The 22,154-nt window shown below is 71.3% G+C and carries 17 protein-coding genes; 5 read left to right on the top strand and 12 right to left on the bottom strand.

The features are described 5' to 3' along the window. Positions 1–467 (top strand): hypothetical protein (locus tag IZR01_RS22030; RefSeq protein ID WP_194924955.1); only part of this gene is annotated, 467 nt, incomplete at its 5' end. Positions 468–570: 103 nt separating this feature from the next. On the opposite strand, the gene IZR01_RS22025 is transcribed toward IZR01_RS22030, so the two are convergent. Continuing rightward, a complete protein-coding gene (locus IZR01_RS22025) occupies positions 571–3,030 on the bottom strand; it encodes a glycosyl hydrolase family 95 catalytic domain-containing protein (RefSeq protein WP_194924954.1) in 2,460 nt (819 codons plus the stop codon). A 350-nt stretch (positions 3,031–3,380) separates the two neighbouring features. Between IZR01_RS22025 and IZR01_RS22020 the strand changes: the two genes are divergently transcribed. Continuing rightward, the gene (locus IZR01_RS22020) at positions 3,381–3,980 is read left to right on the top strand and encodes a TMEM165/GDT1 family protein (protein ID WP_438939645.1); all 600 of its coding nucleotides are present in this window, start codon (positions 3,381–3,383) and stop codon (positions 3,978–3,980) included. Between the two features lie 79 nt (positions 3,981–4,059). Here IZR01_RS22020 and IZR01_RS22015 read toward each other — a convergent pair whose 3' ends face one another. The 4 genes from IZR01_RS22015 to IZR01_RS22000 form a co-directional block, all read right to left on the bottom strand. Next, on the bottom strand, positions 4,060–5,025 hold the full coding sequence (locus IZR01_RS22015) for a GNAT family N-acetyltransferase (RefSeq protein WP_194924953.1): 966 nt from the start codon (positions 5,023–5,025) through the stop codon (positions 4,060–4,062). Positions 5,026–5,036: 11 nt separating this feature from the next. After that, positions 5,037–6,215, bottom strand: a complete 1,179-nt coding sequence (locus IZR01_RS22010; RefSeq protein ID WP_194924952.1) for a pyridoxal-phosphate dependent enzyme — start codon at positions 6,213–6,215, stop codon at positions 5,037–5,039. A 32-nt stretch (positions 6,216–6,247) separates the two neighbouring features. Further along, positions 6,248–7,351, bottom strand: coding sequence for a Glu/Leu/Phe/Val family dehydrogenase (locus IZR01_RS22005; protein WP_194924951.1), 1,104 nt, complete (start codon positions 7,349–7,351; stop codon positions 6,248–6,250). 98 nt (positions 7,352–7,449) lie between these two features. Continuing rightward, positions 7,450–9,636 carry an ABC transporter ATP-binding protein/permease gene (locus IZR01_RS22000; protein WP_194924950.1) on the bottom strand — a complete coding sequence of 729 codons (2,187 nt, stop codon included), beginning with the start codon at positions 9,634–9,636 and terminating at the stop codon, positions 7,450–7,452. A 404-nt stretch (positions 9,637–10,040) separates the two neighbouring features. Between IZR01_RS22000 and IZR01_RS21995 the strand changes: the two genes are divergently transcribed. From IZR01_RS21995 to IZR01_RS21985, 3 genes are read left to right on the top strand one after another with little or no spacing between them, the layout of a single operon-like run. Further along, the gene (locus IZR01_RS21995) at positions 10,041–12,062 is read left to right on the top strand and encodes a 1-deoxy-D-xylulose-5-phosphate synthase (protein ID WP_194924949.1); all 2,022 of its coding nucleotides are present in this window, start codon (positions 10,041–10,043) and stop codon (positions 12,060–12,062) included. After that, positions 12,059–13,174 (top strand): flavodoxin-dependent (E)-4-hydroxy-3-methylbut-2-enyl-diphosphate synthase, encoded by a 1,116-nt coding sequence (gene ispG, locus IZR01_RS21990; RefSeq protein ID WP_323746453.1) that lies wholly within the window; start codon positions 12,059–12,061, stop codon positions 13,172–13,174. The genes IZR01_RS21995 and ispG overlap by 4 nt, the downstream gene beginning before the upstream one ends. Beyond that, positions 13,171–13,980, top strand: a complete 810-nt coding sequence (locus IZR01_RS21985) for an SDR family NAD(P)-dependent oxidoreductase (RefSeq protein ID WP_228559982.1) — start codon at positions 13,171–13,173, stop codon at positions 13,978–13,980. Before ispG ends, IZR01_RS21985 begins: the two co-directional genes overlap by 4 nt. 96 nt (positions 13,981–14,076) lie before the next feature. Here the strand turns inward: IZR01_RS21985 and hpnH are convergent, their stop codons facing one another. Genes hpnH through hpnC form a run of 7 tightly spaced genes read right to left on the bottom strand, consistent with a single transcriptional unit; the run spans position 14,077 to position 22,047 of the window. Then, on the bottom strand, positions 14,077–15,081 hold the full coding sequence (gene hpnH, locus IZR01_RS21980; RefSeq protein WP_194924948.1) for an adenosyl-hopene transferase HpnH: 1,005 nt from the start codon (positions 15,079–15,081) through the stop codon (positions 14,077–14,079). A gap of 53 nt (positions 15,082–15,134) precedes the next feature. Then, entirely contained in the window at positions 15,135–15,785 is a 651-nt protein-coding gene (locus IZR01_RS21975; protein WP_194924947.1) for a phosphorylase family protein, read from the bottom strand. Beyond that, entirely contained in the window at positions 15,782–17,668 is a 1,887-nt protein-coding gene (gene shc / locus IZR01_RS21970) for a squalene--hopene cyclase (RefSeq protein ID WP_323746454.1), read from the bottom strand. Before shc ends, IZR01_RS21975 begins: the two co-directional genes overlap by 4 nt. An 8-nt stretch (positions 17,669–17,676) precedes the next feature. Beyond that, entirely contained in the window at positions 17,677–18,693 is a 1,017-nt protein-coding gene (locus IZR01_RS21965) for a polyprenyl synthetase family protein (RefSeq protein WP_194896099.1), read from the bottom strand. Next, entirely contained in the window at positions 18,690–20,261 is a 1,572-nt protein-coding gene (hpnE, locus tag IZR01_RS21960) for a hydroxysqualene dehydroxylase HpnE (protein WP_323747066.1), read from the bottom strand. The genes IZR01_RS21965 and hpnE overlap by 4 nt, the downstream gene beginning before the upstream one ends. After that, positions 20,258–21,121 (bottom strand): presqualene diphosphate synthase HpnD, encoded by an 864-nt coding sequence (gene hpnD, locus IZR01_RS21955; protein ID WP_194896105.1) that lies wholly within the window; start codon positions 21,119–21,121, stop codon positions 20,258–20,260. The genes hpnE and hpnD overlap by 4 nt, the downstream gene beginning before the upstream one ends. 11 nt (positions 21,122–21,132) lie before the next feature. Next, positions 21,133–22,047: a squalene synthase HpnC gene (gene hpnC, locus IZR01_RS21950; protein WP_194896100.1), complete on the bottom strand. Its 915-nt coding sequence runs from the start codon at positions 22,045–22,047 to the stop codon at positions 21,133–21,135. Positions 22,048–22,154 lie beyond the last annotated feature (107 nt).

Genomic DNA, 22,154 nt, shown 5'->3' with positions numbered 1-22,154 from the left:
GGCATGCGCTGGTGGAGGGTGACTACCTGGACCAGATTTTTCCGGCGCCGGTTGGGGATCCGGATCGGAGTGGGATTACGGAGGCGAACCTGGCTGCGGTGTGGGGGAACTATGCCGTGTTGGGGTGTCGGCGGCTGATCTACACCAATACTGTGGCGATCCTTGATGCCGACCTCGTGGTGCGGGCGATGGGTGGTGCGCGCGTCATCTCGGTGCTGCTGACCGCCGATGACGACACCGCGAGGAAGCGCTTGGGTGGGCGTGAGGTGGGCAGCCAGTTGGAGGCGCACGTGGTGCGGGGCAAGAAGATGGCGCTGCACCTGGACGCGACGGCGCCCGCCGGGGTGCATCGCATACACACCGACGGGCGCGCGGCTGTCGACATTGCCCGAGACATCATCGACGTGACCGGGTGGGCGGAAAAGCAAGCAGTTGAAGAGCAAGCGCCTGAAATGCAATCGCCTTAGGACAGCGGCGTGCTAAGACCGGCGGCGTCCGAGGCAGGTGGCCGCCTCATCGGCAGGAAGCGCCTCCTGGGCAAGGAAACGTCTCCTAGACGGTAGGTGTCTTCTAGGTCGGCAGGCCCCAGGACGGGGCTGGGGCCGAGGGGGCGACAGGGGCGATGACCAGGGCATCCGTGCTCCCGGCGGGGCGGATGAGCACTTCGTCGCCGGCGCGTGCGTGGATGCGGATGGTCTCGTCGTCGACCTGGTCCCAGGCGATCGGGCGTCCGGTGTGCAGGGCGGTGACGTCGAGGGGCCCGGCGATTCCGGCGCGTAGGAGTAGGGGCTCGCCGGCGAGGCTGAGGAGGCGGATCCAGCGGGTGGTGCCGTCGGTGCGGACGGCGGAGAGGTGGAAGGCGCCTTCGGTCAGGAAGTCGTGGAGCGTTACATCAGGCCATGTGGTCGGTACTGCGGGGAAGACCCTGATGACGCCGCCCCAGCTCTGGCAGAGCATGTCCTGCAACCCACGCGCGGCGCCCAGCGGGCTCTCGATGACCGGGGCGAGGCTTTCGGCGTACATCGTGTTGGCGGTGACCGGCACCTTCGACGACCACTGCTCGTGCAGGAACTCCAGTGCCTGGTCGCCCATGCCCATCAGCGCGGCCTGGGAAGCGGCGCCGGCGTACGTGAAGCCGAGCCAGTTGGAGCGATCCTTCCAGAAGTACTCCAGTGAGGTGCGTATCAGCTCTCGATGTTCCGGCTGGTCCCAGGTGAGCGTGTACAGGGGCCAGATCGCCAGCAGGTAGTTGTAGCCGGCCTGGGAGCCGGGCAGCGGGAAGTCCGGGGCGATGTTCAGGCCGGTGGTCGAATCAGAGGTCTGTGGTGCTAGACGCGCCAGTGCCTCGCGGTACTCCCCCACCCGCGCGTCCGAGACGCCAAGGCGCGAGATCGCGTCCAGCAAGGCGCCGAGGCCCCAGCGCAGCAGCTCCAGGTCGTAGCTGCAATCCGCGATGAACATGTGCTCCGGGTAGTACGTGGCGGGCAGGTGGTAGTCGCCGTCGGAGCCGGGTGTCAGGAAGTGGAGATAGTAATTCACTGCTCTGCGAAGCACCGGGTAGACAGTGTCGGCCAGGCGGTGACGGTCCATGCTGTGCCGCCAAGACAGCCAGACGCAGAAGGTCGCCCACAGCAGGTCGCCGATCTCCTGCTCGGAGCCGGCCGGGGCGCTGGTGTCGCCGGGGATCGGAACCGGGGTGAGGCCGCCGTCCAGGAACCGGTCCGTGGTGCGGACCAGGCCGGCGCTGTCGGCCCGGTACGCCGAACCCACCTGGGCGATCAGGTTCGCCTGGTTGTCGCGGAACGTGCCGGTGAGCGCGTCCAGTTCCAGGTGGTTGGAACCGTGGATGAGCAGGTACTCGACCTGGGCGTTCATGTCCCACCACACGCACGGCCAGCGGGTCGCGATGTACCAGGGGCCGGTGGTGGCCATGATCGGGGCGTCGTACCGGGTCCCCGCGTTGATTTTGTAGAGCTGGATCCAGTAGAAGCTCTCCAGCCGGGCGTCCGGGATGGACAGGAAACTCTTGCGGTAGAAGGCATGCCAGGCTTGTTCGTGCTCGGCAGCGAGAGCCGATCGTGAGGCCGAAGCCGCCTGGCGAACCTGGCGCGTCGCAGTGTCCTGCGCCGTTGACTCAGGGTACGAATGCGCAGTCGCGCAGTACAACGTGCTGGTACCGGCACGAGACGTCTGACGCCAAGCGGTGACCGTCTGTCCGCCGGCCAGCATCTCCTGAACGCAGAGTTCGATGTCACCGTCGCTGGTGAGCACGGCCTCGGGGTTGGGGTGGTCGAGGTAGCCCGGGGGAAGCGGCTTCTTCCACGCGGGATTGGCACGGTCCGCCACAGCGCGAAGCGCATGGAACTCCCATGTCGCGGCCCGTTCGCCGGCACTGGGTGAGAGCTCTGCGATCATCACGCCCCGCTGGTCGTGGATCAGCAGCCGCAACCCGATGGTGCCCGCGGTGGTCGTGATCGTCCCGCTCAGCGTCGAGTCCCACAGCGAAAGCCGCCAGTCGACGTCGGTCACCGTGCCCGCGGTGATCAGATCGAAGTAGCCGACCGGGAGTCGCGCCAGACCGAACGTGGGCCAGTACTCGGGGCGGTGGTCCTGAACCTCGCTGTGGCAGACCTCCAGCCGCAACCGTCCAGGCGAGCCCGCAGTCGAACCCGCCGAATCATCGCGATAGAGAAGCGTTGCCTGACGCCCGTTGCCGAGGAACGGGCCCTCGTCCCAGGAGGTGGGAATGTTCTGCCACACCAGATCCTGTCGGCCGAGGAACGCGGCCCAGGCGCGGTCGTCGTCCATGGTGTTGGTGATGCAACGCGGCGCACCGGAGCCGGGGCGCGCGAACAGCGTGCGCGGTACGGAGGTCGTCGGATCAGCGGAAGTCGTCGGATCAGTCGAAGTCGTCGAGGCCATCGCGCTCTGTAGAGCCAAGACGGGAATGGCAGCGGTCATCAGGCCGACCGCGGCACCGCGCAGCAGATTGCGGCGGGCGAAGCCGGGCGGTTCTTGGTCGTTGGTCACGAGGTGGAGGGTAGTCATCGGATGACTTGCCGACAAGGGTTCGGTCAACATGGCCAAGCATGGCCACCTGGAACCCCACAAGGCCTATAGATCGGATGTATAGCTGGAAGCTGGCGCGGAAGCGGTCGGCAGGCACAGGAGAGCGGCGAGCAGGGCTGCTACCCTGGGAGGCACGCGAAGGGGAGTAGCTCCAACGCCGGGACGTCGACATACTGGCCCGCCTCGGGCCCGGCCCCCGGGATGCCCGCAAGGGTGTTGAGCAAGACCTTCGGCCCAGCAGCGAACGCTGCCGCGCCGAAGTCTCCCCGGAATCGGGACCTCGGACGCGGCCCGATCCGAAGGACCCGCCCATCGTGGATCTGCTCGTCATCCTGACTGTCTTCGGCGTCGTCTTCCTGGCCGAGTTGCCGGACAAGACGGCCCTGGCCTCCCTGGTCCTCGGCAGCCGCTACCGACCCCTGCACGTCTTCGTCGGCACGGCCGCGGCCTTCCTCGTGCACGTAGTGATCGCCATCGCCGCCGGAAGTCTGCTCACCCTGTTGCCCGGCCGCGTGCTGCACGCGGTGGTCGGCGCGCTGTTCCTGATGGGCGCGATCCTGCTCTTGCGCGGGCGCCACGGAGAAGAGGAAGAAGAGGACGAGCAGTTGGAGCTCAAGGGCGACAAGCCCGCGACGTTCCGGCGGGTCGCCGGGATGAGCTTCGGCGTGATCCTGGTCGCCGAGTTCGGGGACCTCACGCAGATCGTCACCGCCAACCTCGCGGCGAAGTACCACGACCCGATCTCGGTCGGCATCGGCGCCACGCTCGGCCTGTGGGCGGTGGCCGGGCTGGCGATCGTCGGCGGGCGCGGGCTGCTGAAGGTGGTGCCGCTGACGGTGGTCACCCGGGTCGCGGCGGCGATCATGGGAGTGCTGGCGGTGTTCAGCATCGTCGAGGCGATTCGGGGCTGACGCGGCACGTCACGGCTGACGGTGACGGCAGCCGCAGGTGGCTTATTCGCGACTCAAGTCGCTGATCGGCTGACGGGTGCTACGACAGAGGCAGCGGCGAGAGCAGCCGCGCCCGGAGGATCGTGAACGTGCGGGTGATGTCGAAGCCGGTTTTAAGGTACAGCCGCCCCGCGGCGGTTTCCTTGCCGGTCCACAGGAACCAGGCGCTGTGCGCGCCGGCGGCGACCATACGTTCCAGCGTCAGGTGGAGGAGGACTTCGCCGAGGCCGGTGCCGCGGGCCGCGGGCAGGACTCCGAAGGGGCCGAAGCGATCCAGCGCGCCTTCGTAGGTCGCGTGCATCGCCCAGCCGAGGCGCCGGCCGGCGGGATCGCGGGCGATGATGATGCGGTCCAGGGGTAGCCCGGCGACGACGGCTTCGCGGATCGCGCGGGCCCAGTCTGGGTTGAATTCGAGGCCTGCGATGGCGATCAGGGCGGTCAGTTCGTCGTCGGTCGGGGTGCCCAGGTGGTAGCCATCTGCGCTGAGGGTGTTGATCTGCTTACGGATTTCGGCCGGGATCAGGTAACCGACCAGGCTGCGGTCCATGGCGACGGCGTCGTAGTGGCGTTCGAAACCGAGGGCGGTCAACAGGTGGAGCGCATCGGGGTAACGGGCGGCGTCGAGGCCGGGGAGGAAGTAGTTCGGGGTGTAGGAGGAGAAGAAGACCTCTGATCGACCGTGGGAGCGGAGCCAGGTCAGGGCGGCGGTCATCAGATCGCGGCCGATGCCGCGGCCGCGGTGGTCTGGATGCACGAAGAAGAAGGGGATCCAGCCGGTCTCGGGCTCCAGGTTGTCGGCGTCTGCGGCTATGAGGCGGCGGACGGCGTAGGCCGCGCCGACGATCTGGTCGTCGAGGACGGCTACGTGCAGGCCCGCCGGGTCGAAGTTGCGGTCGAGGAGGAACAGATCGCGGAAGCGGTGGTAGGTGATCGGGTCGGCGGGGGCGGACGCGGTCCAGGCCGCGGCGAGCGCCGGGCCGTCGCCGACGTGGAATGTGCGGATCATCAGAGTGCTCCTCAGGACACCGGGGGCTTGGATTTCAGGCCACTGCCACAGAGCGGGGCGACTGCGGAGGGTGAATCGGGCAGGTCGCGGCTGGAAGCAGGTTCGGGCACGTCGATGAGGCCGGCGGACAGCGCGGCCCAACACGCCGCGCCCGTGGGCTCCACGTACAGACCGGCGCGGGCCAGGGCGGCGTGTGCGGCGTTGACCTGGTCGTCGGTGACGGTCGTGATGGCGCCGCCGGTGGTGAAGATCGCTTCGAGGATCTGCGCGCCGCGTGCCGGGCGGGCGATGGCGATGCCCTCCGCGACGGTGGGCTCGGGGACGATCGGCGCGGGCACCGGCTGTCCGGCCCGGAAGGCTTGGGCGAGCGGTGCGCAGGGGGCGGCCTGGACGGCGGCGATGCGGGGCAGGCGGTCGATCAGGCCGGCGGCGAGGAGTTCGCGCGCACCGATATAGGCGCCGAGGACGAGGGTGCCGTTGCCGACCGGGAGGACGAGGGTGTGGGGAAGGCGGCCGCCGAGTTGTTCCCAGAGTTCGAAGACGTAGGTCTTGGTGCCGTGGAAGAAGTAGGGGTTGTAGACGTGGCTGGCGTAGAGAGTGCCGGGGCGGTCGGCGGCTTCGGCCGCGGCGTCGGCGGTGTCCTCGCGGGAGCCGGGGATCTGGTGGACGGTGGCGCCGTACGCGCGGAGCTGCGCGACCTTGCCGGGCGAGGTGGCGGCCGGAACGTAGACGTCGCAGGCGATGGCGGCGCGGGCGGCGTAGGCGGCGATGGCCGTGCCGGCGTTGCCGCTGCTGTCGGCGACCAGGCGCGCGACGCCCAGCTTCTGCGCGAGGGCGACCAGCATGACGGCGCCGCGGTCTTTGAACGAGCCGGTCGGCATGAGGTAGTCGACTTTGAGGCGGACGTCCGGTCGGCCGGGCGCGGTGACCAGCGGGGTCATGCCCTCGCCGAGGGTGATGGCGGCGGGTTCGGCCAGGGGCAGGGCTTCGGCGTAGCGCCAGAGCGTGGGGGCGCGGCCGGACAGGGCGGTCGGGTCCGGGAAGGTCGGGGTGAAGCCGGCGAGGTCGAGGACGCCTTGACAGGTGGCGCAGCGCCAGGCCAGGTCGGGGAGGGGGTAGTCGCGGTCGCAGGCGGGGCAGTGGAGCACCACGACAGAGTTCTGATGGCCATGCGCTGTTCTGGTGGTCATGCGTTCACGATTTCACGCCAGTTCACGCCAGCTCACGCCAGCAATCGGGCCCGGGCGAGCTCGGTGGCGGCGTCGGTGGTGGTGACGCCGGAGTGGCGGGCGTAGGCGATCACTTCGGCGACGCGGGTGCCGACGGCTCGGACGCGGGTTCGTGCTTGGGCCTCGTCGTGGCCGAGGAGTTGTTCCTCAAGGTAGATCAGGCCGCCGGCGTTGATGCAGAAGTCGGGGGCGTAGAGGATTCCGCGGGCTTCGAGGGCGGCGGCGTGGTGGTGCGCGGCTAAGACGTTGTTCGCGCCGCCTGCTATTGCGCGGCAGCGGAGGGCGGGGAGGGTCGTGTCGGTCACGACCGGGCCGAGGGCACAGGGGGCGAGGATGTCGCAGTCGGCGGTGACGAGGTCGGCGGGTGGGACGACGCGGGCTCCGACGCGGGTGGCCACTGCTGTGGCGCGGGTCGGGTCGGTGTCGGATATCAGGAGGTCGGCGGATTCGGCGGCGAGGAGGTCGGCGAGGGCTGAGCCGACGTTGCCGGCGCCTTGGACGGCCACGCGGACGCCGGCCAGATTGCCGTCGCCGTCGCCGCCGGGGCCGGTGCTGGTGCTGGTGCTGGTGCCAGCAGCGGAGCCAGTGCCGGGGCCGATGCCAGTAGCGCCGCCGATGCCGTTGCCACCATCACCGCCCACCGCACGCAAACAGGCGCGGATGCCTTCCAGCACCCCGAGCGCCGTCATCGGCGAAGGGTCCCCCGAGTCGCACACCGGCGCGGTCTCTCCGCCGATCAGCTTCATGTCGGCCTGCGTGGTGCCGACGTCGTTGACCGGGATGAAGCGGCCGGGGCCGAGGGTGGCGATGAGGCGGCCGTGGGCGCGCATCAGGTCGTCGGTCTTGTCGCGGGCCGGGTCGCCGATCACCGCGCTCCAGCCGCCGCCGAGTTTCAGGCCGGCTGCCGCGGACTTCAGGGTCATGGCCTTGGCCAGGTGCAGGGCGTCGTCGAGGGCCGCGGCCTCGTCGGGGTAGGGGTGCATGCGCACGCCGCCGAGGGCCGGGCCGAGGGTCGTGTCGTGGATGACGATGACCGCGTGCAGGCCGGTTCTCTCGTCTTGTTGGACCAGCACCTGCTCGAAGCGGTCAAAGCTCATCCGGCGATCGTCGCATAGGTCACTGACTGTACGGCGACTCAGGACGGCTCAGGACACCTCAGGAAAACTCAGGATGAGTCAAGAAAGCTCAGAACAGCTCAGCAGCCGCGCAGCAGCGAGGACTCGTGCCGCCGCAGCAGGCGCAGTACCAGCACCAGGCAGGTCGCGCCGAGGACGACGAGCATCCCGATGTCCGCGCTCCACTGCATGATCGAGTGCTGCCAGAGCGGGTCGGTGGTGGTACGGCCCTGGGGCGGGCCCATGATGCCCGGCAGGTTGATGGTCGCGGCCTCGGCGGCGACCGCCCAGCGGGAGGGGGACAGCCAGGCCAGCTGTTCCAGGCCGACGCTGTGGAAGAGCGGGAAGAGCGAGCCGCAGAACACGACCTCGACGATGGTGATCAGCACCAGCAGCGGCATGGTCTTCTCGGTGGTGCGCACGATCGCCGAGACCACCAGGCCGAGCAGCATCGAGGTGACGCCGAGCAGGACGGCCGCGAGCATCAGCTCGGGGACCGCGGTGCCGGAGATGAGCAGACCGTGCGCCGGGAGCTTGCGGGGCAGCAGGCACACCGCCGACAGCACGATCGTCTGCGTCGCGGTGATCACGCCCAGGACGATCGCCTTGGACATCACGTACGCCGAGCGGGACAGGCCCGCGGCGCGTTCTCGGTCGTAGATGCCGCGTTCCTTGATCAGTTCACGGACCGCGTTGGCGGCGCCGGTCAGGCAGGCGCCTACGGCCAGGACCAGAAGGACGGTCGGGGCGTCGGTGTTCGTGTCGCCGTTGGAAGCCGCGGCCAGTCCGGAGGACGCCGGGATGGCCAGGCTCAGGACGCCCATGATCATCGGGAGCGTGGCCAGCAGCATCAGGTGGCCGCGGTCGGCGGCGATGACGGCGAGGTAGCGGCGGATGAGGGTGCGGAGCTGGGAGCCCCAGCTCTGCTCGGCGCGCGGCTGGCGCTGAGTCTGGGATTGGGCCCGGGGCTGAGACTGAGCCCGGGGCTGAGTCTGGGACCGAGGCTGAGCCTGGGGCTGGGACCGAGGCTGAGGCTGGGACTGAGCCTGGGTCTGCTTCGGGGCGATGGCTGGGGCCGCGGCGGCTGAGGCAGCCGTGGCGCCGTCAGCCGAGGTCGTCCCGGCTTCGCCGGGACCGGCCCCGGGACCAAGGTCCTCGGTCGAAGACCGCGGTTTGGGGATCGTCGCCTCGCCGAACGCCTCCGAGCAGTACTTCAGGTAGTACGCCGACGACCGATACGCCGCGGCCCAGTCGTAGTTGTCCCGCCGGCACGAGAACGCGTGGAACACGTCGGCCCAGGTCTCGCACTCGAAGAAGGCCAGCGCCTCCCGCGGCGGTCCGTAGTACGCCACTCCCCCGCCGGGCGCCATCACCAGCAGCAGGTCGCACGCCTGGAGCTCGGCGACCGAGTGCGTGACCACCAGCACGGTGCGGCCCTCGTCGGTCAGGCAGCGCAGCATGCGCATGACGTCGCGGTCCATGCCCGGGTCCAGGCCGGAGGTCGGCTCGTCCAGGAACAGCACCGAAGGCTTGGTCAGCAGCTCCAGGGCCACCGACACCCGCTTGCGCTGGCCGCCGGACAAGGTGGCGACCTTGTTGCCCTCGAACTCGGTCAGGCGCAGGTCGGTCAGGACCTCGTCGATGCGGCGCTCGCGCTGCTCCACGGTGGTGCCGGCCGGGAAGCGCAGGGCAGCGGAGTAGCGCAGGGCGGCCTTGACGGTGAGCTGGGCGTGCAGGACGTCGTCCTGCGGGACCAGGCCTATTCGGTGCCGGAGCTCGGAGTACTCGGCGCACAGTTCGCGGCCGGCGTAGCGGACCTCGCCGGAGTCGGCGGGACGCGAGCCGACCAGGGCCCGCAGCAGGGTCGACTTGCCGGAGCCGGAGGGGCCGACGACGGCGACCAGCGCCTGCGCGGGGACGTCGAAGCCGACGTCGTCCAGGAGGGTCTTGACCACGCCGCGGTGCTTGACGGTCACGGTCAGGCCGCGGGTCGACAGGGCGGCCGGGGACTCGGGGGTCACCGGGGCGATCGGGCGGAGATCCGGGCACGCGGCCGCGGCCTGAGCCGGAGCCGGAGCTGGAGCCTGAGCCGGAACCTGAGCCGGAGCCGGAGCCGTTTCGGCTGGCACCGAGGTCACGGTCGGATTCGAGGTCGAAGCACCAGTCGGGACCGAGACCCGAACAGGGATCACGGCAGTGCCGGTGATGTAGTCCGCCTCGCCGGTCAGACCGAGGCTGTCGCCACGGTCTTTGAGCTCAACTTGCATCTTCCCTGCCTTGCCGGAGCGGCTGCGGTCGCTGTCCGACATAGGTGGACTGCGCGTGGATCCCCAGTGTGTACCACGTGAAGGCTGATTACGGCATCGATCTTGCGATTCTTACGATTTAGTCATCTGACTCCTAAAATCATCCGCTCTGGGTAACGGCGCCCGCACCTTCCGCAGTCGGCGGCACGGGTTTAGTTCCCCGCGGTTCGCCCGAACAGACGAACCCCGCCAGAACCCGCGTAGCGCCGACGACAGAGCTCTGACCAGGGACGACACCGGCACCGGCGGGGGTCGCACCGGCCCGCCGGGCACGCGCGGAGCGCCGTTCGCGACCACCCTGGTGCGGTGGGAGTCACACAAGTTGCTTCCCGCGCCGCGATGGTAGGCGAGTGTTAGGAGTCCCTATGCGGACGACCGCCAAGTCTTCGTCTTCGTCTTCGTCTCCGGCACCGCGGCGGCCCAGCGCCGCCCCCGTGCTGGACCGGGTCAGAAGCCCGGAGGACTTGGCGGGGCTCGGCACCGCCGAGCTGGCCGAGCTGGCCGCGCAGATCCGCGGCTTCCTGATCGAGAAGGTCTGCGCGACCGGCGGTCACCTGGGGGTGAACCTCGGGGTGGTGGAGCTGACCATCGCGCTGCACCGGGCGTTCCGCTCCCCGCGGGACGCCCTGCTGTTCGACACCGGGCACCAGTCGTACGTCCACAAGATCCTCACCGGCCGCGCCCCCGGCTTCGACACCCTGCGCACCAGCGGCGGCCTGTCCGGCTACCCCTGTCGCGCCGAGTCCGAGCACGACTGGATCGAGAACTCGCACGCCTCGACCGCCCTGAGCTACGCCGACGGCCTGGCCAAGGCCTTCCAGCTGCGCGGCGAGCTGGCCGACGGCTCCGCGGACCCGGCCGGCCGGCACGTCGTGCCGGTGATCGGCGACGGCGCGATGACCGGCGGGCTGGCCTGGGAGGGCCTGAACAACCTGGCCGGGGCGACGGACCGGCCGGTGGTGATCGTGCTGAACGACAACGGCCGCGCCTACGCCCCGACGATCGGCGGCATCGCGACCCACCTCGGCGGCCTGCGCTCCGAGCCCCGGGCCCAGCACCTGTTCGGCGAGCTCGGCCTGGCCTACCTCGGCCCGGTCGACGGCCACGACATCGCCGCCACCGAGCAGGCGCTGCGCGCCGCCGCCGCGCTCGGCCGGCCGGCGCTGGTGCACGTCATCACCACCAAGGGCCGCGGCTTCTCCCCCGCGGAGTGCGACGAGGCCGACCGGATGCACGCCGTCGGCGTCGTGGACCCGCACACCGGCATCCCGGCCAAGCCGCCGAAGAAGAGCTGGACCGAGGTGTTCGGCGAGCAGATGGCGGCGATCGGCGAGCAGCGGCCGGACGTGGTCGGGGTCAGCGCGGCGATGGTGCTGCCGGTCGGGCTGGGCGAGTTCGCCCGCCGGTTCCCGGAGCGGGTGTTCGACGTCGGGATCGCCGAGCAGCACGCGGTGTGCTCCTCGGCCGGGCTGGCGGCCGGCGGACTGCATCCGGTGGTGTGCGTGTACTCGACGTTCCTGAACCGGGCGTTCGACCAGGTCGTCATGGACGTGGCGCTGCACAAGGCGGGCGTCACCTTCGTCCTGGACCGCGCCGGGGTCACCGGCCCGGACGGCGCCTCGCACCACGGGATGTGGGACAGCGCGATCCTCAGCGTGGTCCCGGGCCTGCGGCTGGCCGCGCCCCGGGACCCGGCGCGGCTGGCGGAGCTGCTGCGGGAGGCGGTGGCGGTGGACGACGCGCCGACCGTGATCCGCTTCCCGAAGGCCGACGCCGGGCCGGACATCGAGGCGCACGCGCGGATGAACGGCGTCGACATCCTGTACCGGGCGGCGGGACGGCCGCTGGACGTGCTGATCGTCGCCGCCGGCGTGACCGCGAAGGCGTGCCTGGCCGCCGCCGAGGAGCTGGACCGGCTGGGGATCGGGGCGACCGTGGTCGACCCGCGCTGGATCCTGCCGGTCAACCCGCACCTGACTCACCTGGCCGACCGGCACCGGCTGGTGGTGACCGTCGAGGACGGGGTGCGCAGCGCCGGGATGGGCGCGGCGCTGGCGCAGGCGTGCGCCGACGCGATGTCGACGACGCCGGTGCGGGTGATGGGGCTCCCGCGGGAGTTCCTGGCGGCGGGTACTCGGCAGGAGATTCTGGAGAGCTCGGGGCTGGGCGTTCGGGACATCGTCACGACGGCCGTCGACGGTTTGCGGGCCGGGCCCCACATCCCCATCCCGGACCTACCTGGCCTACCTGGTCTCTCCGAGATCTCCGAGATCCCTGAGTTCCCCGAAATCCCTGAGATCCCTGAGATCACTGCGATCCCCGAAATCCCGCAGGTCGTCAGTAAGGCGAACGGCTCGGCGAAGCGAGCGGACCGGAGGGCACTGTGAACGCCGTCGACCTCGGACTGCCGGCCTTCCCGACCGCCGAAGCCCGCGAGCGACGAAGGATCAGCCGACAGCTCGACGTCGGCGGCGTGCCGGTGGGCGGCGGGGCGCCGGTGTCCGTGCAGTCGATGACCACGACGTTGACCGCGGACGTGAACGCCACGTTGCAGCAGATCGCGCAGTTGACCGCGGCCGGCTGTCAGATCGTCCGGGTGGCGGTGCCCTCGCAGGACGACGCCGACGCGCTGCCGGCGATCGCGAAGAAGTCGCAGATCCCGGTCATCGCCGACATCCACTTCCAGCCCAAGTACGTCTTCGCCGCCATCGACGCCGGCTGTGCGGCGGTGCGGGTCAACCCCGGCAACATCAAGGCCTTCGACGACAAGGTCGGCGAGATCGCGCGGGCCGCGGAGGACGCGGGGGTGCCGATCCGGATCGGGGTCAACGCCGGGTCGCTGGACAAGCGGCTGTACGAGAAGTACGGCAAGGCCACCGCCGAGGCGCTGGTCGAGTCGGCGCTGTGGGAGTGCTCGCTGTTCGAGGAGCACGGGTTCCGGGACATCAAGATCTCGGTGAAGCACCACGATCCGCTGGTGATGGTGGCCGCGTACCGGTTGCTGTCCGAGCAGTGCGACTACCCGCTGCACCTCGGCGTCACCGAGGCCGGGCCGCTGATGCAGGGCACGGTGAAGTCGGCGGTGGCGTTCGGGATCCTGCTGTCGGAGGGCATCGGGGACACGATCCGGGTCTCGCTGTCGGCGCCGCCGGTGGAGGAGGTCAAGGTCGGGATCAGCATCCTGGAATCGCTGGGGTTGCGGCGGCGGCACCTGGAGATCGTGTCGTGCCCGTCGTGCGGGCGGGCACAGGTGGACGTGTACAAGCTGGCCGAGCGGGTGCAGGCGGCGTTCGACGGCTTTCCGAACCCGCTGCGCGTGGCGGTGATGGGCTGCGTGGTGAACGGGCCCGGTGAGGCGCGCGAGGCGGACATCGGGGTGTCGTCGGGGAACGGAAAGGGACAGATCTTCGTGCACGGCGAGGTGGTCCGCACGGTGCCGGAGGCGCAGATCGTCGAGGCGCTGGTGGAGGAGGCGCTGGCGCTGACCGAGGGGTCATGACCGCGGCCGAGGCAAGCGCGGCGACCATGACCTCGGCGCACACGGCCGCGCCACCCCGGGGCGTCGCGCTGGTGACCGGCGCGTCGTCGGGCATCGGGGCGGCGACCGCGACCGCGCTGGCCCGGCGCGGGTACCGGGTGATCGTGCACGGCCGGGACGAAAAGGCGACGGCCGCGGTGGCCGTGGCCGTGGACGGCGTGCCGGTGTGCGCGGACCTGGCCCTCGAAGGCGAGACCGAACGGCTGGCCGACCGGGCGTTGGAGGTCGGCCGCGGGCGGGTCGAGGTGCTGGTGAACAACGCGGGGTTCGGGTGGTACGGGGACTTCGACAGGATCCCGGCCGGGACCGCGGAACGGCTGTTGGCGGTGAACCTGGCGGCGCCGATCGCCTTGACGCGCGCCCTGCTGCCGGGCATGCGCGAGCGCGGCGCCGGGCGATTGGTGTTCCTCAGCTCGATCGCGGGGCAGGTCGGGGTCGCCGGCGAGGCCGCGTACGCCGCGACGAAGGCCGGGCTGCACTGCTTCGCGGACAGCTTGCGCAGCGAGCTGCGCGGGACGGGAGTCGGGGTCGGCGTCGTGGTGGCCGGGGTGATCGCGACGCCGTTCTTCGAGCGGCGTGGGACGCCTTACGCGCGCCGCTGGCCGAAGCCGATCCCGACGGAGGTGGCGGCCGACGCGGTGGTGCGGTGCGTGGAGCGGGGTGCGGCGGAGGTGTATGTGCCGCGGTGGTTGCGGGTGCCGGTGGCGGTGCAGGGGGTGGCGCCGGGGGTTTATCGGTGGTTGGACGGGCGGTTCGGGCGGGAGTGAGGGGTCTCGGCCTGCCGACCCATAAATGCAAACCGTGCCCTGGCCCGCCCAAGTTCCGTCAAGCGTGCCAGGGCATCCGTACGAGTAGAGCAGGCTCTAGGTCTCCCGCAGCGCCCGCACCGACTCCCGCAACGAACCCAGCGTCGCGAACACCGCCGTCGGCTCGTACCCGCAGTGCGCCATGCAGTTCGCACAGCGCGGATCGTTCCCGCGACCGTAGCTGTCCCAGTCCGTCTCCTCAAGGAGTTCCTTGTACGTCGAGGCGTATCCGTCCGACATCAGGTAGCAGGGCTTCTGCCACCCGTACAGCGAGTAGCTGGGGATGGCCCACGCCGTGCACGGGAAGTCGGTCTTGCCCTCCAGGAAGTCCAGGAACAGCGGGCTGTGGTTCAGGCGCCAGCGCTGGCGGTTGCCGTCCGCGAACGCCTTGCGGAACAGCTCGCGGGTCTGCTTCACCGGCAGGAAGTGCTCCTGGTCCGGGGCCTTCTCGTAGGCGTAGCCGGGGCTGATCATCATCTGGTCGACGCGGAGGTCGTCGTTCAGGTAGTCCAGGATGTCGATGACGTCCTGCGGGGAGTCCGTGTCGAAGATGGTCGTGTTCGTCGTCACCCGGAACCCGCGGCGGCGCAGCTCGCGCACGGCCGCCACAGCCTCGTCGAAGACGCCTTCCTTGCAGACCGACTCGTCGTGGCGCTCGCGCAGGCCGTCCAGGTGGACCACCCACGTGAAGTAGCGCGAGGGCTTGAAGCGGTCCAGCTTCTTGGGAATGAGCAGCGCGTTCGTGCACAGGAACACGTAGCGCTTCATCTTCACCAGCTCGTCGACGAGTTCGCCGATCTGCGGGTGCATCAGCGGCTCGCCGCCGGCGATCGAGACCATCGGCGCCCCGCACTCGCGCATGGCGGCGAGCGCCTGCTCGACCGGCATGCGCTTCTTCAGCTCGGCGGCGGGGTGCTGGATCTTGCCGCAGCCGGCGCAGGCCAGGTTGCAGGCGAACAGCGGCTCCAGCTCCACGATCAGCGGGAACTTCTCACGGCGGCGCAGTTTGTTGCCCAGGACGTAGCTTCCGATGCGGATGCTCTGGCGGACCGGCATTCCCATGGTTCCGCGCCTCCTTGCTGGTTGTGCGTGGGTCCTCGTGGCCGAGGGTCGGTTCAGACGTGTTCGAGTGCTGTGGCCCAGTGCCGCAGCACGGTGCCGATGGCTTGGAGCCGTTTTCGGGCGGTCAGTCCCGCGCGCAGGGTCGAGGGGCGGACCAGGGGGTGGTCCGGGGTGTCCACGACCACCCGCACCACCGTGAACGGCCGGCCGCGGGCGGTCGCGACCAGGGGGAACGACTCCATGTCCACCGTGGTCACGCCCTGGCCCGCCAGCCGGGTCAGGGTCTCGGCGGAGGCGATGCGGTCGACGGTCGCGATCGGGCCGGTGACCACCTTGGGCGTGCCCCGGCCGGCCGTGTTCAGGCCGTGCGCGGTGTGCGGTTCGGGCGCCTCGTCCACCTCGGGCTCCAGGATCAGGTGCCGTTCCAGGGCGAAGGCGATCGAGTCGGCCCAGGGGCACTCGATCACCGCCTCGCCCTGCCGCACCTCGTCCGCGACCACCACGTCCCCGGGCTGGAGACAGCTGTCGGTGGCGCCGCCGAAGCCCGCGACCGCCAGCACGTCGAAGGCCGGGTCCCGCTGCGCGAACTCCTCGGCGCGCCGGATGCCCATGCCGACACGCTCGACCCGCAGGCCGTCGGTCCTCAGGGCCCGGGCCTCGATGCCGAGTGCGGCGCAGACGAGGAGGTCCGTCGTGCCGGTCATGACAGGGCCCTCACATATCGGCCCAGGGCGCTGATCGGGAACACCAGCCGGTAGAGGTGGTAGTTGAGGTAGAAGTCGCCGGGGAATCCGGTGCCGGTGTAGTGGTCTTCGTCCCAGGTCCCGTCCGAGCGCTGGGTGCGGACCAGGAACCGGACGCCGTGCTCCGCCGCCGCGCTGCGTTGTTCCCCGGCCGCCAGCAGCGCCAGCAGCGCCCAGGCGGTCTGCGACGCGGTCGACTCCCCGCGCCCGATCCACCGCCGGTCCTTGTAGGAGCGCATGTCCTCGCCCCAGCCGCCGTCGTCGTTCTGGTGCTCCTCCAGCCAGCGGACGGCGCGCCGGATCGTCTCGTCTTCCGGATCCATGCCGGCGGCCACGAGCGCCGGGACCGCGGCGCCGGTGCCGTAGACGTAGTTCGCGCCCCAGCGGCCGAACCACGAGCCGTCGCTCTCCTGTGCCTTGACCAGCCACTCCAGCGCGCGCCGCGACGGCTGCGACTGGCCGCGGCCCAGCGCCGCGTAGGCCTCCAGCGTGTGCGCGGTGACGTCGGCGGTCGGCGGGTCGATGACCGCGCCGAAGTCGCAGAACGGCAGCTTGAGCGCCAGGGTGCGGGTGTTGTCGGCGTCGAAGGCCCCGTAGCCGCCGTCCTTGCTGGCCATGCCCTCCAGCCAGTCGGCGCCGCGCCGGATCGCGGCCGCCGCGCCCGGGTGTGCGACCCGGTTCAGGGCGAGCAGCACCTCGGCGGTGTCGTCGGTGTCGGGGTAGCCGTCGTTGTCGAACTCGAAGGCCCAGCCGCCGGGCGCCACCTTCGGCCGGCGCACCGACCAGTCGCCGGGGTTGGTGATCTCCTCGCCGAGTACCCAGTCAGCGGCCTTCACCAGCGCCGGGTGGTCTTCGGGCAGGTCGGCGTCGCGCAGTGCGGTCATCGCCAGGACGGTGTCCCAGACCGGCGACTGGCAGGCCTCCAACCGGCGTCCGCGCTCGTCGCGGATGATGAACCCTTCGAGCCCTTCGATGCCCTTGCGCATCACCGGGTGGTCCGCGCCGTAGCCGAGCAAGTTCAAGGCAATGAGCGAGTACACCCAGGGCGGCTGGATCCCGCCCCAGGACCCGTCGGCCTCCTGCCGGGCGATGATCCACTCGGCCGAGCGGCGCAGGGCGGCGTCGCGGACGGAGCGCAGCGGACGCCGTTCGTAGACGTGCAGGGCGCGGTCCAGCGTGGAGAAGAACCCGCGCCGCGCCTTGGTCTTCCGGCCGGTCTTGAGCTCCCGCAAGTCGAACCCGAGCGGCCGCACCGGACGCAGGGCGTTGACGATCGTCAGCGGCACCACGGTCTGCCGGGCCCAGCAGGCCCAGTCGTAGACGTTGAGCGGGAACCACTTCGGCAGGTAGATCAGCTCCGGCGGCATCACCGGCAGATCAGACCACTGCCATTCGCCGAACAGGGCGAGCCAGACGCGGGTGAACACCCGGCTCTCCTCGATGCCGCCGGACTCCATGATGAACGCGCGGGCGGCGACCATGTGCGAGGCGTCCTTGGCGTCGCCGGCCATGCGCAGCGCGGCGTAGGCCTCGATGGTCGTCGACAGGTCCGCGGGACCGTCGTGGAAGTTCGCCCACGTGCCGTCGGCCCGCTGTTGGGAGCGGATCCAGTCACCGGCCGCGGCGGTCTCCTCGGCGGTGCGGATGCCGAGGAACTGGCGCAGCAGCAGGTCCTCGGCGTCCATCGTGACATTGGTTTCGAGCTCGCCCTTCCACCAGCCCGCGCCGTCCTGCAGACCGAGCAGGTGGTCGGCGGCGGCCTTGAGCGTCGCGGCGGCCGCCGAGGGGTCGGCGGCTCCGGTCGCGGTGGCGCTGGTAGCGCTGGTGGCGATGACGTCGGTCACGGTTTCCCCTAGTTATCCCGATGGGTGACGAAGCGGGCGACGGCCAGGAACTCGGCCCGCACGTCGCCCGGGATGTCGGCCTCGGCCAGCCGGGCCTCGGCGGCGGCGATGCGGGCGTCGGCGGCGGACTCGGCCCAGCTGCGGCCGCCGGCCTCCTCGATCAGCGCCGCGGCCTGGACCAGCTGCTGTTCGTCCAGCGGCGCGGTCTGTGTGTAGAGCGTCAAGAGCTTCGCCGCGGCCGGGGTGCCGGAGCTCAGGGCCGCGGTCACCGGGAGCGACTTCTTGCGCGAGCGCAGGTCGTTGAGCACCGGCTTGCCGGTGACCTCCGGGCGGCCCCAGATGCCGAGCAGGTCGTCGATGAGCTGGAAGGCCATGCCCAGTTCCTCACCGAACCCGGACAGCGCCAGCGCCAGCCGGTTCGGGGCCTCGGCCAGGACCGCGCCGATCGAGCAGGAGCAGGCGAACAGCGCCGCGGTCTTGTCCATCGACATCACCGTGCACTCGTCCAGGCTGACGTCGGTGCGGGACTCGAAGCCCAGGTCCAGGGCCTGCCCGGCGATGAGTTTGCGGGTGGTCGCGGCTATGTGCCGGGCCGCGCGGTGCGCCCCGGCCGTGGCCCGGTCCAGCAGCACCTCCTCGGCCAGCGCCAGGAGCGCGTCGCCGGCCAGGATCGCGGCCGGGACGCCGAAGACGGTCCAGGCGGCCGGGCGGTGCCGGCGCATCCGGTCGTTGTCCATGACGTCGTCGTGCAGCAGCGAGAAGGCGTGCACGAACTCGACCGCCACCGCGGCCGGCACCACGCGCGCCATGTCGGCACCGGCGGCCCGGCCGGACAGCAGCGCCATCGCGGGCCGCAGGGCCTTGCCGCCGGCCGGGCCGCGCGGGACCGAGCCGTCGGCCTCGACCCAGCCGAAGTGGTACGCGGCGACCCGGCGCATGCGCGGGTCCAGCCGCTCGACCGCGGCGCGCATGGCGGCCTCGACCTGTTCACGGCCGGCGGTGACGGCGTGCGGGACGACTGTCATCGGTCGTTGCCTTTCTGCCAGGGCGCCTGGTTCCGATTGCCGGTGTCCGGAGCCGCGGGATGGGGACGGGAATCGCGAAACAGCTCGGGGGCGGGCCCGGCGAGACGGGAAGGGTGGGTCATACCGATCGGCCGTCCCTGCTGCTCCGGCCCGGCCAGGCGCCAGCCGTCGAGCGTTCCCGGCCGGGAATCGGAACCGGACGCCTTCTCCAGGTTCTCCAGGTTCTCCCGGTTCTCCCGGTTCTCCCGGTCCTCCAGGTGGCGACGGCACAACGCGGCGGCCGTCAGTCCGCTGCGGACCGCGCCCTCCATCGTGTCCGGCCAGCCCGTGGCGGTCCACGCGCCGGCCAGGAAGAGCCCTGGTACGCCGGTCCCAGCCGACGGACGCAGGGCCGCCGAGCCGGGAGCCTGGCGGAACGTGGCGTGCCGTTCCCGGGTGACGAAGAACTCGGCGACCTCCGCGCGCCGGGTGCGCGGCATGACCTCGGCCAGCGCCGGGAGGAAGACCTCGCGGATGTCGGCGACCGGCGCGTCGATCCACTGCCCGGCCGCCGACACGACGCTGCTGATGTACTGGCCGTGGGTCTGGCCCAGGCCCGCGGCCCTGGTGCGGTCGAAGACCCACTGCACCGGCGAGTCGACGACCGCCGCGAACGGCCGGTCGAAAACGGGGCGGTCGTAGAGCACGTGCACGTCGACGATCGGCGAGGACGCCAGTCCGGCCCAGCGTTCCCGGTCCGGGCAGGCCTGCGGCGGCACCAGCGCGGCGGCGGCCGGGTGCGGCACCGCGACGATCACCGCCTCGGCGTCCACCGGGAAGCCGTCGACGACCAGCCGGGTCCCGGAGACGACCTGCTCGACCTTGGTCTTCAGGTGCACGCCGCGCAGCGCCTTCTCGGCCGCGCGGCCGTGCAGCTCGCCGAGCGGGATGGCCGGGACGCCGATGTCGGCGGCGTCGGCCCGGCCGAGCAGCGCCTTCTGGATCACCATCGCCGACAGCCCGAGCGAGGCCTCGTCCACCCCGCAGTTCAGCGCGGCGGTGACGAACAGCTCCCACAGGTAGCGGCGGGCCCGGTCGTTCTGGCCGTGCCGGTCGAGCCACTCGCCGAGGCTGACCGCGTCCAGCTCCGGGTCGGCCGGGTCCAGCTTGCCCAGCGCGAGCGAGGCCGAGGCAGCGCGCAGCCGCTCGGCCGGGTCCAGCAGGGAGTAGGTGGCCAGGGCCGGGAGCAGATGCAGCGGTCCGGGCAGCCGGGTTCGGCGCAGCTTGGAGTCGGGGCGGGCGTCGGGGGTCAGGATGCGCAGGTCGAAGCGGTCCTGGATGGTGATGCCGTCCCCGGTGCCGAGCCGGTCCAGCAGGCCGCGGTAGGCGGTGAACGCGCGCAGCATCACGTGCTGGCCGTTGTCCACGGTCAGGTCCGGGCAGCCGCCGGAGGACGCGCGCTGGAAGGAGTGCGTGGCGCCGCCCAGGCGCGGGCGCGCCTCGTACAACTCCACGTCGATGCCCGACTCCTGGAGCGCGACCGCCGCCGCGATTCCGGCCAGGCCACCGCCGACGACCGCGACGCTCACGGCGTCACCCCCGCCAGCGCGCGGGCCGCGACCACTCCCTTTTCCCAGGCCGGCAGCGACATCCGGGCGTTCAGGGCGCTGATCGGCTGCTCGGCGATGCGCAGCAGCAGCCGCCGGTAGATGCCGGCCATCGCCGCCGTGCAGGCCGCGCTGCGCCGGTCCAGCAGCGGCAGCAGCTTCAGGCCGGTGTCGTACCAGCCCCGGGCGCGCGCCGCCTGGTCCCGGACCAGGGCCGCGAGGTCGGCCTCGGAGTCGACGAAGCGGCCGTGTTCGTCGATCTTCAGGGTGCAGCCGTGCCGGACCAATTCGTCGGCCGGCAGGTAGACCCGGCCCATCAGGCCGTCCTCGCGCACGTCGCGCAGGATGTTGGTGAGCTGGAGCGCGACGCCGAGGGAGTCGGCGTACTCGGAGGCTTCCTGCTGGCGCGCCGGGTCGACGCCGTAGACGCCCAGGGAGAGCCGGCCGATGGAGCCGGCGACGCAGCGGCAGTAGAAGGTCAGCTCGTCGGCGGTGGCGTAGTCGGTGCCGCGGACGTCGGCCTCGCAGCCGTCGATGAGCTCGTCGAAGGCGGCCAGCGGGATCGGGTGCCGGCGGGCGGCGTCGGCCAGCGCGACCAGGACCGGGTCCTCGGGGTGGTCGTCGATGTGGTGCAGTTCCTCGCGGGCGGTGGTCAGCTGGGCCAGGCGCTCGCCGCGGGTCTGCGAGCCGTCGCCGATGTCGTCGACGCGCCGGGCGAAGGCGTAGACCGCCGACAGGGCCTGGCGCTTGGTGGTGGGCAGCAGCCGGATCCCGTAGGCGAAGTTGCGGGCCCGGGCGCGGACCACCCGTTCGCAGTACTCGTAGGCGGCTTCCGGATCCATGCTCTGACTGCTCACTTGGCAACGTCCCTTCCGAGGATCAGCAGTGCTTCGCCGAGCGTCCGGGCGCGGCTCGGGCGCAGGCGGGCGGCGTGCACGTCGTAGGCGCCGCCGCGCAGCGCCGCCAGGGTGGCGCGGCCGCCGGCCAGGTAGCCGGCCACCGCGATCCGGGCCCAGCCGTCGAGCTTGCCGATCAGCGGGGCGCCGGCGTCCAGCAGCTCGGCGGCGCGGTCGGCGTTGCGCGCCACGACGCCGCGCAGCCGGGTCGGGGTGGTGGCGGCGCCCAGGTCGGCGTCGGTGCAGCCGAACAGCCGCAGGTCGTCGGCGGGCAGGTAGACCCGGCCGTCGTCGAAGTCCTCGGCGACGTCCTGGCAGTGCTCGATGACCTGGAGCGCGGTGCAGATGTGGTCGGACAGCGCCAGCCGCTCGGGGCTCGCGGCGTCGAAGACGTGCAGCACCAGGTGGCCCACCGGGTCGGCGGACAGGGCGCAGTACTCGACGAGCTGGTCCCAGCTGGCGTAGCGGTGGATCTCCTGGTCCTGCCGGTTGGCCTGGACCAGCTTGCGCAGCGGTGCCTGCGGGATGCCGTGTTCGCGGGCCACGGCGCCGATGGCGCGCAGCGCGGGCAGCTCCGGCGCGGTGCCGGCGTAGATCCGGTCGATGTCCCGGTCGACCTGGTCGAACAGCCGGCCGCGGTCGTCCGGCGGCGCCTCGTCCCCGATGTCGTCGATCAGGCGGGCGAACCGGTAGACGGCGCCGAGCGCCGCCCGGTGCCGGGCCGGGAGGATGCGCAGCGCGACCGGGAAGTTCTCCCGGATCGTCCGCTCGGGCGGCATGGCCGGGTCGCCCGAGCCCGCGCCCGCGCCGAGAGCGCCCGCCGCCCGCGGGCCGGGCCCGCTAGGGGTGTCGAGCCGGCTGGCCTTCAGCATCAGTGGAATCCCTTCGCCTCTCCAGCAACGCAATCAGCACTCGGCCCTTCCGTCCCCTTTTCCTGATCCATTCGAGGGTCCCCAGCGGCTCGGCACGCGGAAAGTTG

The organism is Catenulispora pinisilvae, assembly GCF_015356865.1.
Classification (GTDB): Bacteria; Actinomycetota; Actinomycetes; order Streptomycetales; family Catenulisporaceae; genus Catenulispora; species Catenulispora pinisilvae.
The sequence above is the reverse complement of the archived record's forward strand: the minus strand, read 5'-3'. Positions and strand labels throughout refer to the sequence as shown.

Coding starts and splice junctions, on each gene's coding strand:
- IZR01_RS22015 (WP_194924953.1), bottom strand. CDS start 5,025: ATGATCCGCACATTCCACGTCGGCGACGGCCCGGCGCTCGCCGCGGCC.
- IZR01_RS22010 (WP_194924952.1), bottom strand. CDS start 6,215: ATGACCACCAGAACAGCGCATGGCCATCAGAACTCTGTCGTGGTGCTC.
- IZR01_RS22005 (WP_194924951.1), bottom strand. CDS start 7,351: ATGAGCTTTGACCGCTTCGAGCAGGTGCTGGTCCAACAAGACGAGAGA.
- IZR01_RS22000 (WP_194924950.1), bottom strand. CDS start 9,636: ATGCAAGTTGAGCTCAAAGACCGTGGCGACAGCCTCGGTCTGACCGGC.
- IZR01_RS21995 (WP_194924949.1), top strand. CDS start 10,041: ATGCGGACGACCGCCAAGTCTTCGTCTTCGTCTTCGTCTCCGGCACCG.
- IZR01_RS21985 (WP_228559982.1), top strand. CDS start 13,171: ATGACCGCGGCCGAGGCAAGCGCGGCGACCATGACCTCGGCGCACACG.
- hpnH (WP_194924948.1), bottom strand. CDS start 15,081: ATGGGAATGCCGGTCCGCCAGAGCATCCGCATCGGAAGCTACGTCCTG.
- IZR01_RS21975 (WP_194924947.1), bottom strand. CDS start 15,785: ATGACCGGCACGACGGACCTCCTCGTCTGCGCCGCACTCGGCATCGAG.
- IZR01_RS21965 (WP_194896099.1), bottom strand. CDS start 18,693: ATGACAGTCGTCCCGCACGCCGTCACCGCCGGCCGTGAACAGGTCGAG.
- hpnD (WP_194896105.1), bottom strand. CDS start 21,121: ATGGATCCGGAAGCCGCCTACGAGTACTGCGAACGGGTGGTCCGCGCC.
- hpnC (WP_194896100.1), bottom strand. CDS start 22,047: ATGCTGAAGGCCAGCCGGCTCGACACCCCTAGCGGGCCCGGCCCGCGG.